General features: G+C 63.1%; 9 protein-coding genes. 5 read left to right on the top strand and 4 right to left on the bottom strand.

All coding sequences use genetic code 11. The features are described 5' to 3' along the window. From Q8O80_RS19495 to Q8O80_RS19480, 4 genes are all read right to left on the bottom strand, one after another. On the bottom strand, window positions 1-336 hold a 336-nt coding region (locus tag Q8O80_RS19495), incomplete at its 3' end, for a hypothetical protein (RefSeq protein ID WP_305582399.1). Beyond that, complete coding sequence (locus Q8O80_RS19490) at window positions 329-1,003, bottom strand: dienelactone hydrolase family protein (protein ID WP_305582397.1); 675 nt, start codon at window positions 1,001-1,003, stop codon at window positions 329-331. The genes Q8O80_RS19490 and Q8O80_RS19495, both read right to left, overlap by 8 nt. A gap of 42 nt (window positions 1,004-1,045) precedes the next feature. Further along, a complete protein-coding gene (gene moaA / locus Q8O80_RS19485; RefSeq protein ID WP_305582395.1) occupies window positions 1,046-2,059 on the bottom strand; it encodes a GTP 3',8-cyclase MoaA in 1,014 nt (337 codons plus the stop codon). A gap of 116 nt (window positions 2,060-2,175) precedes the next feature. Continuing rightward, window positions 2,176-2,769, bottom strand: a complete 594-nt coding sequence (locus tag Q8O80_RS19480) for a L,D-transpeptidase (RefSeq protein WP_305582393.1) — start codon at window positions 2,767-2,769, stop codon at window positions 2,176-2,178. 254 nt (window positions 2,770-3,023) lie between these two features. On the opposite strand from Q8O80_RS19480, the gene rpiA reads away from it, so the two are divergent. The 5 genes from rpiA to Q8O80_RS19455 all read left to right on the top strand — a co-directional run. Beyond that, on the top strand, window positions 3,024-3,722 hold the full coding sequence (gene rpiA, locus Q8O80_RS19475; protein ID WP_371136243.1) for a ribose-5-phosphate isomerase RpiA: 699 nt from the start codon (window positions 3,024-3,026) through the stop codon (window positions 3,720-3,722). Window positions 3,723-3,724: 2 nt separating this feature from the next. Further along, window positions 3,725-4,267, top strand: a complete 543-nt coding sequence (locus tag Q8O80_RS19470; RefSeq protein ID WP_305582391.1) for a DUF2059 domain-containing protein — start codon at window positions 3,725-3,727, stop codon at window positions 4,265-4,267. Between the two features lie 121 nt (window positions 4,268-4,388). After that, the gene (gene gor / locus Q8O80_RS19465) at window positions 4,389-5,768 is read left to right on the top strand and encodes a glutathione-disulfide reductase (protein ID WP_305582389.1); all 1,380 of its coding nucleotides are present in this window, start codon (window positions 4,389-4,391) and stop codon (window positions 5,766-5,768) included. Window positions 5,769-6,429: 661 nt separating this feature from the next. Then, the gene (locus Q8O80_RS19460; protein ID WP_305582387.1) at window positions 6,430-7,806 is read left to right on the top strand and encodes a class II 3-deoxy-7-phosphoheptulonate synthase; all 1,377 of its coding nucleotides are present in this window, start codon (window positions 6,430-6,432) and stop codon (window positions 7,804-7,806) included. A 102-nt stretch (window positions 7,807-7,908) separates the two neighbouring features. Further along, on the top strand, window positions 7,909-8,951 hold a 1,043-nt coding region (locus tag Q8O80_RS19455), incomplete at its 3' end, for a PAS domain-containing protein (RefSeq protein ID WP_305582385.1).

The following is an 8,951-nucleotide window of genomic DNA, read 5'->3' as shown; positions in this document are numbered from 1 at the left end:
GCTGTGGTCGTTGTACAGGCTCACCATGAAGTCCTCGACCGCCAGCCTGCCATAGTCGGCGAGGGGCACCGCGACGGTGTCGATGACCAGTGCGGTGTCGCCGCCCTGGCCGCAGAGCGCCAGAATACGCCCCAGGTCCGGCGAGCGCACCGCCATCGTGGCGCGGTAGGCCAGAATGTCGTCGCCCCTGCCGCCGGCGGCAAACAGGCGGTCGACCTGGGCGTCGATCAGCATCGCGGCCAGCAACGCCTTGCGCCGGGCCAGCGGCGCTGCGCGTAACGCCTGCATTGCGGCCTCCAGATAGGCCCGGTGGGCGGCCAGATCGAGGTCAGCCAAGGTGTTTGCGGAAGAAGTCCAGCGTCCGGGCCGAGGCCTTGGTGCAGGCTTCGAGGTCGAAATTGCCGGGTCGGTCGCTGTTGCAGAACCCGTGCCCGGCCGCATAAAGGTGGATCGGCACATCCGGATAGCGCGCCTTGAGGGCCTCGATCTGGTCGAGCGGAATGCCGGTGTCGCGATCGCCGAAATGCATTTCGAGCGGGATGGTCGGCGCCAGGTCAATATAGTTGGGCACGCCGCCGCCATAATAGCCGGACGCCGCGCTCAGCCCCAGCCCGTGATGGGCCGCGCGCCAGCTCATCGCGCCGCCAAAGCAATAGCCGGTAATGCCCACCTTGCCGCCCGCCGATGCCGCATCGACCGCGGCGGCCATATCGAGCAGGGTGGTGGACTGGTCGAACTTCTTCATCATCTCGCCAATCACCACGAACTGCTCGGGCTGGTAATTCTCGCTCTCATAGCCGAACTCGATCCGGTCAAACATTGCGGGCGCGACGGCCAAAAACCCATGTTCAGCAAAGCGATCCACGACACTGCGCACCCAGTTGTTGAGCCCCCAGACCTCCTGGATCACCACCACGCCGCCGCGCGGCTTGCCCTCGGGCGCCGCCCGGTAGGCATTCAGGGTGAACCCGTCGCTGGCCACCAGAGTCGTGCGTTCGCCCATGCTTGTCTCCCTCGTCTCAGAATTGGTCTGGCGCGACGGCGCTTAGCCGCCGGTAACACTCATATGCCGGGTGACGGCGGGTGTGCTGTGCGTGCGGTCGAGCACGAAATCGTGCCCCTTGGGCTTGAGCAGCATGGCCTGGTCGAGCGCCGCATCGAGCGCCGCCGCACCGCCGGTCCGCAGGGCATCGCGCAGATTGACCTGATCATCCTGCCCCAGGCACATGAACAGTTGTCCCGTCGCGGTCAGGCGCACCCGGTTGCAGCTCTCGCAGAAATTGTGGCTCATCGGGGTGATGAAGCCCAGCACGCCGCCGGTTTCGGCCACGTGCACATAGCGCGCCGGCCCGCCGGTGCGCTTGTCGAGCTTTTCCAGCGTATAGCGCCGCGCCAGTTGATCGTGCAGTTCGCGCAGGGGCAGATAGCTGTCGACCCGGTCGATGCCCACTTCGCCCAGCGGCATGCCCTCGATCAGCGTCAGCCCCATATTGCGCCCATGCGCCCAGGCCATCATCGGCTCGATTTCGTCGTCATTGACGCCGCGCATCGCCACCATGTTGATCTTGATGGTAAGCCCGGCGGTCTGCGCCGCCGCGATGCCGCCCAGCACGTCGGCCAGTCGGCCGCGTCGGGTAATGGCGGTGAAGCGCTCACTGTCCAGCGTGTCGAGCGACACATTGATCCGCTTGACCCCCGCAGCGGCCAGCCCCTCGGCATGCTTGGCCAGCTGGCTGCCATTGGTGGTGATGGTCAGCTCATCCAGCCCGTGCCCGATGCGGGCGCCCAGTATGGCCACCAGATCCATGATGTCGCGCCGCACCAGCGGCTCGCCACCGGTCAGCCGGATGCGGGTGGCGCCCCGGTCGATGAACGCGCCGGCAATGGTCTCGATTTCCTCAAAGCCCAGCACTTCGCGCTTGGGCAGAAACGTCATGTCCTCGGCCATGCAATAGACGCAGCGGAAATCGCAGCGGTCGGTTACCGAGATGCGCAGATAGGAAATGTGCCGCCCATAGCGGTCAACAAGCGGGCGGGCAGGGGGCGCGGTGCTGGTCATGGGGTAAACCTAGTCCGCTATGCGGCTTTTTCAAAGCGCTGCCACAACAAAAAAGGCCGCCCATCGGGCGACCCTTCGAAATTCTCTGTCCCATTGTCGGAAATGGGCTGTCTGGCCTAGTGATTGACCACGATCTGCGCGCCAACGGCGACGCGATCATAGAGATCCTGCACGTCTTCATTGGTCAGTCGGATGCAGCCCGAGGACACCGCAAGCCCGATCGAGCGGGGTTCGGAGGTGCCATGCACACGGTACAGGGTCGAGCCGATATAGAGAGCGCGCGCGCCCAGTGGATTGTCGGGGCCGCCGGGCATATAGGCCGGCAGGTCCGGCACGCGCTTGCGCATCTGTGGTGGTGGTGTCCAGCCGGGCCATTCGGCCTTGCGGGTAATGCGATGGGTGCCCGACCAGGTGAAGCCGTCGCGGCCGACGCCGATGCCGTACTTCATGGCCTTGCCATTTTCGAGCACCAGATAGAGCCGGCGCTCGTCGGTCTCGATCACGATGGTGCCCGGCTTGTGGCGGGTTTCATAGCTGACCACTTCCTTGCGGATGGCGCTGCCGCCGCGGGCGCGCGTCTGCAGTGTCGAGGCTTCTACCCAGGTGCCGTTGTCTGGGTCATAAACGAGTGCCGCCATGCTTGGCACCACACTGGCGGCTGACAGGACGAGCGACAGCACGATCACCATCGCGGACTTGAACTTGATCATATAACGACTTGGCCCCTGCAAGTAAGTACGAACGCTCGATTCGTGCGTTGCACAACTGGCGTTGCTTACGCGGTTTGCTGTTCAGCGAATAGAGGTGTTGACCGCAATAGGGCCACACTTGCCTCAGCATGGCAAAATTGTGTTGCCAGCTGGTTACAGTTTCCATTCACCAATGCGTGATCGTAGACATTCCGGGTCATTGACACGTCAGCGGCACCCTGCAATGCCAGCATTTCGGCAGCAAAGAGGGCATCATGATCGAACAGTTGAAGCGACAGGCGGCCGCCATGGCCCTCACCCAGGTGCAGCCGGGCATGCGGCTCGGGCTGGGCACCGGTTCGACAGCGCGCCATTTTGTCGAGCTGTTGGGCGAACAGGTCGCGGCGGGGTTTGACTGCATTTGTGTGGCGACCTCCGAGGCCACAGCGCGCCAGGCCGCTGGCCTGAATATTCCGCTGTCCGATCTGGACACACTGGATCGGCTCGACATCACCATTGATGGCGCCGACGAAATCGATCCGCACCTCAACCTGATCAAGGGCGGCGGCGGCGCCCTGCTGCGCGAGAAGATCGTCGCGGCGGCCTCCGATCTGATGATCGTCATTGCCGATTCCTCCAAGCTGGTCGAAACGCTTGGACAATTCCCGCTGCCCATCGAAGTCAACCGCTTCGGCCTGGGCGCCACGCGCCGGTCGGTTGCTGCGGTTTGCGCGAGCCATGACTGCGCCGGGGAACTGCGGCTGCGCCAGGCCGATGCTGGCGGCGACTATCTGACCGATGGCGGCCACCTGATCCTCGATGCTTTTTTTGGCCGCATTTTACAACCAGAAGCGCTATCGGCCGACTTGCTCAATATTGCCGGTGTGGTGCAGCATGGGCTGTTCCTGAATATGTGCAAAAAGGCTTATGTGGCGGCGCCTGATGGCGTAAGAACGCTCTCAAGCAGCAATTGACAATGAATTCGATCAAGATGGGTGGTTCGATAATGACCGGTGTAATGATGCGCATCAAAGCGCTGATGGCAGTAAGTTTGAGCATGGCGATGCTGGCGTTCGCGTTTCCGGCAATAGCCCAGGAACTGCCGCCCGAACAGCTTGCCCTGGCGCGCAAATATATCGATCTGACCGACAGTGCCTCGGTCTATGAAATCACTATGGTGGAAATCGGCATCGGCACCATGCGCCAGATCGTGCAGCAGAATCCGGAAGTGGCCGAGCAGACCGACGCCGTCGTGGGCAAGGTTCTCGAAGAATTCCGCGGCCGCAAGGGCGAATTGCTCGACCAGTTTGCTCGCGTCTATGCCGCGCGCTTCACCATTGGCGAGCTGCAGGAGATCGTGGCCTTTTACGAAACCGACACCGGCAAGAAGCTGGCCAAGGCCAATACCGAGGTCAATGCTGACCTGCAGACGGTGTTGAAGATCTTCACCAACAATATCCGCCAGGAATTTTATGCCAAGGTCCGCGCCGATTTGCGTGAACAGGGCATCACCCTATAGTCTTTTGCTGCATGCCAGCAGGATTGACCCCGCCTTGTGCGGGGTCTTTTTTTGTGCGATCCGGCGTGTATAACCATTCATCGGCATTTGCCGATATAAACAGCGCCGCAGGAGCCACCCCATGAGCAATTCATACGATCTGGTCGTCATCGGCGCGGGGTCAGGTGGGGTGCGCGCGGCGCGCATGGCGGCCAGCTATGGCGCCAGGGTCGCCATTATCGAAGAGTTCCGCGTCGGCGGCACCTGCGTCATTCGGGGCTGCGTGCCCAAAAAGCTCTATGTCTATGCCAGTCGGTTCCACGAAATGTTTGATGTGGCCGCCAGCTTTGGCTGGCAGGTCGAGGCGCGCTTTGATTGGCCCACGCTGGTGGCCAACAAGGAAAAGGAAATCACCCGGCTCGAAAGCGCCTATGTGGCCAATCTCGAAAAGCCGGGCGTCGAGATCATCCGGGACCGCGGCGTGGTCACTGGTCCCAATACTGTCCATCTGGTTGGCCAGGACCGCGACCTGAGCGCCAGATATATCCTGGTGGCGACGGGCGGCCGTCCCTTCCTGCCACCCATTCCGGGTGCTGAACTGGCCATCACCTCCAACGAGGTGTTCGATCTGCCCGCGCTCCCCCACTCAATCCTGATCGAGGGCGGCGGTTATATTGCGGTGGAATTTGCCACCGTGTTTGCCGGGCTGGGCGTGCACACCACCATCATCTATCGCGGCGATTGCCTGTTGCGCGGCTTCGACGACGATATGCGGCTCGGCCTTGAGGCCGGGCTGATCGATCGCGGCGTCAAGATCATCTACCAGACCACCATTGCCAGTCTCGCCCGCGACGGCGCCGATATTTCGGCCAGTTTCAGTGACGGCGTCACCGCGCCCTATGGTGCGGTCATGTTCGCCACCGGGCGTTCCCCCAATGTCGACGGCCTCGGCCTCGAGCAGGCCGGGGTTGAGCTGGCGCCCAATGGCACGGTTGCCGTTGATGCCTTCTCGCAAACATCGGTGCCAACGATCTATGCGGTGGGCGATGTGACCGGCCGCGCGGCGCTGACCCCGGTCGCCATCCGCGAGGGCTGGTATTTTGCCGAGACGGTGTTCAACAACAATCCCATGGCGGTCGACCATTCCCAAATCCCCACCGCTGTCTTCTCCGAGCCGGAAATCGGCGTCATCGGCCTGACCGAAGCCGAGGCCGCCACTCACGAGGACATCGACGTCTACCTGTCCCGCTTCCGGCCGATGATAAACTCGCTGTCCAGCCACACCGAGCGGATGATCCTCAAGCTGATCACCGAAAAGGATGGCGGGAAGGTGCTGGGCGTTCATATTCTGGGGCATGGCGCTGCTGAAATGATCCAGCTCATCGCCATTCCGATGGGCATGGGCGCGACCAAGGCCGATTTTGACCGCGCCATGGCGCTGCACCCCTCGGCCGCCGAGGAACTGGTGACCTTCAAGGCCCCCACCTACATCTATCGCCAGGGCCACAAGATCGGCGGTTAGGGCAGGGGCCGCGCAGTGTTGGGACACAAATCTGCACCATTCGCGGCGCGTCTCCCTCCCCCTTGTGGGGAGGGAAGCGAGATAGGACTTGGCGTTTGCCAAGTCCGTGATCGAGCAGGGTGGGGGTGTGTTTCCACAAACCCGAGGCGCAAGAAACCCCCCCCCTTGATCCCTCCCCACAAGGGGGAGGGAGACGACTGCAAGATTGTGGCTCGAACCCGTCACACCCACCAGCCCGTCCCTCCCCCTGCCAGGGGGAGGCTAGGTGGGGGTCTCGGAACAACAAACCTTATCCATCTAATCCTCGCCCCCTCCGACCCGTGCCATCATGGTCCCGTTCCCGCCAAGTCACTGGTCCCGACGCAGGGCCAGGCGGGGAGACCGGGGGACGGGGGCACCCGTCCAGTGGGGAGCATGGCAGCCGCGCCTGCAATACTGGTGTCGCCTGAACCATCTCCCGCGCAAAACCGGCTGGTGACGGGCGGCCCTTGGTCCGTTCCACTACTCATTTGGCCCAATGGCCGCCCGTTACCCGTGACACCGCGACGCCAGCTGGCCGGGCGGGGTTTCGGCACGCCCGGCCCGATTATCCTTGGCAGGGCTGTCAGGCCTTGGTATTCCGCCAGCCAACAGCCTGTAACCCGCGTGAACGAGACCCGATATGACCACCTGGACCCCCGATAGCTGGCGCTCAAAGCCGATTTCCCAGGTTCCGGCCTATCCCGATCAGGCGGCCGTCGTGGAAGCCGAACGCCAGCTCGCCACCTTTCCGCCGCTGGTGTTTGCCGGCGAGGCACGCGAACTGAAGGCCCGGCTGGCTGCGGTCGCGCGCGGCGAGGCCTTCTTGCTGCAGGGCGGCGACTGCGCCGAGAGCTTTGCCGAACACGGTGCCGACCACATTCGCGACTTCTTCCGCGTCTTCCTGCAAATGGCGGTGGTGCTGACGCACGGTGCCTCCAAGCCGGTGGTCAAGGTCGGTCGCGTGGCGGGCCAGTTCGCCAAGCCGCGCTCGTCGGACACCGAGATCATTGATGGCGTCGAGCTGCCCAGCTATCGCGGCGACATCATCAACGCCATCGACTTCAACGAAGGCGCGCGCATCCCCGATCCGCACCGCATGTTGCAGGCCTATCGCCAGTCGGCGGCCACGCTGAACCTGCTGCGCGCCTTTTCGATGGGCGGCTATGCCGAGCTGACACGCATCCATGAGTGGACCGTGGGCTTCATGAAGGGCTCCAACTGGTATCCGCGCTACGAGGAAGTGGCGCGCAAGATTGACGACGCCATTACCTTCATGGGCGCGCTTGGCCTGACGCCGGACAATACCCCGGCGCTCAAGCAGACCAGCTTCTACACCAGCCACGAAGCCCTGCTGCTCGGCTATGAGGAAGCGCTGACCCGGCGCGACTCGATCTCCAATGACTGGTACGCCACCTCCGGGCACATGCTGTGGATCGGCGACCGCACAAGGCAGCCCGATGCGGCCCACGTCGAATATTTCGCCGGCATCAAGAACCCGATCGGCATCAAATGCGGCCCGTCACTGACCAGTGACGATCTGCTGCGCCTGCTCGACCGGCTCAACCCGACCGACGAGGCCGGGCGCATCACCCTGATCGGCCGCTTTGGCGCCGACAAGGTGCGCGATCACCTGCCACGGCTGATCGAAACCGTGCAGCGGGCCGGTCGCACGGTTGTCTGGTGCTCCGATCCGATGCACGGCAACACCATCAAGGCCTCCACCGGCTTTAAGACCCGGCCATTTGACCGGGTGCTGACGGAAGTGAAATCCTTCTTCGAGGTGCACCGCGAAATGGGCACCTATGCGGGGGGCGTGCATATCGAGATGACCGGCGACGACGTCACCGAATGCGTCGGCGGCGTCTCGGCGGTCACCGAGGCCACGCTCTCGGACCGGTACAACACCTATTGCGATCCGCGCCTCAATGCCAGCCAGGCACTCGAGCTGGCCTTCCTCGTGGCTGAAGAAATCCATACTGAAAAGCCCGTCCAGCAGGACGCTATTGCCGGAGAATAATCTGCCAGTAAACTGAACCAAGACGATGCCCCGGCGTTCTTGTCTGAATGCCCGGGGGGTGTGCGTCCGGCGTTGTTGCGCCCTGATTGATGAAAGTCGCGTATGCCTAAATCGTTGTTTCCATTGGCATCTTCCCAGACGCGTGAACGGCTGGAGTCCGACCCGACCCTGCGGCTGGTCAATGATTTTGATTGGGCGGGTAACCCGCTTGGCCCCATCCCGGCCTGGCCTGAAAGCCTCAAGGGCGCGGTCCGGGTGATGATGACCGCCTTCGTGCCGATGGCCATGACGATCGGTCACGAGGGTATCCTGATCTACAACCACGCCTATGCCGGGTTTGCCGGCGAGCGCCACCCCGACATTTTCGGCCTCCCGGCGGTCGAAGCCTGGCCGGAAGTGGCCGACTTCGTCGCCGACAAGATCGTGCGGGGCATGCGCGGCGAGACCGTTACCCTGCGTGATCAGGAAATGCTGCTCGATCGCCATGGCCAGATGGAGACCACCTGGCTCGATTTGCATTACAGCCCCGTGCTGGGTGAAGATGGACTGCCCCTGGCGGTCATTTGCGTGGTGCTCGAAACCACCGATCAGATGCTGGCCAAGCAGGCGCTGGCGCGCAGCGAAGAACGGCTTTCCCTTGCCCTGAGCGGTTCGGGCCTGGTCGGCACCTGGGATTGGGACGTGCCCAACGATACGATCACCGCTGATGATCGCTTTGCCGAGCTGTTCAATCTCGACCCCCAGCAGGCCGGTCTCGGCGTGCCGTTGATGGAGTTCCTCGCTGCCGTTCATCCCGATGATGCCGAGCGTGTCGGTGTGGAAATAGCCGAAACCATTCGCGGGAAAAGCGCCTACCGCTCTGAGTATCGCGTTGTGGCGCAGGACGGCGCGATCCATTGGGTCGCCGCATCCGGCAAGCCCCTTTTCAACCATGATGGCATCATTCAGCGGTTTCCCGGCGTCCTGGTCGACATCACCGACCAGCGGCGCACCACCGAAGCCCTGGCCGAAAGCGAGCTGCGCTTCCGCACGCTCGCCGATGCCATGCCGCAGATGGTCTGGTCGACCCTGCCGGACGGCCGGCACGACTACTACAACGCCCGCTGGTATGAGTTCACCGGCGTGCCGGAGGGCTCGACGGACGA

Origin of the sequence: Devosia sp. (assembly GCF_030689745.1) — a bacterium.
Classification (GTDB): Bacteria; Pseudomonadota; Alphaproteobacteria; order Rhizobiales; family Devosiaceae; genus Devosia; species Devosia alba.
Note: the sequence above shows the minus strand (reverse complement) of the source record. Positions and strands in the feature narration are given on the sequence as shown.

Excerpts from the sequence above, each read along its gene's own strand:
- Q8O80_RS19490 (WP_305582397.1), bottom strand. The coding sequence starts at position 1,003 with ATGGGCGAACGCACGACTCTGGTGGCCAGCGACGGGTTCACCCTGAAT.
- moaA (WP_305582395.1), bottom strand. The coding sequence starts at position 2,059 with ATGACCAGCACCGCGCCCCCTGCCCGCCCGCTTGTTGACCGCTATGGG.
- Q8O80_RS19480 (WP_305582393.1), bottom strand. The coding sequence starts at position 2,769 with ATGATCAAGTTCAAGTCCGCGATGGTGATCGTGCTGTCGCTCGTCCTG.
- rpiA (WP_371136243.1), top strand. The coding sequence starts at position 3,024 with ATGATCGAACAGTTGAAGCGACAGGCGGCCGCCATGGCCCTCACCCAG.
- Q8O80_RS19470 (WP_305582391.1), top strand. The coding sequence starts at position 3,725 with ATGAATTCGATCAAGATGGGTGGTTCGATAATGACCGGTGTAATGATG.
- gor (WP_305582389.1), top strand. The coding sequence starts at position 4,389 with ATGAGCAATTCATACGATCTGGTCGTCATCGGCGCGGGGTCAGGTGGG.
- Q8O80_RS19460 (WP_305582387.1), top strand. The coding sequence starts at position 6,430 with ATGACCACCTGGACCCCCGATAGCTGGCGCTCAAAGCCGATTTCCCAG.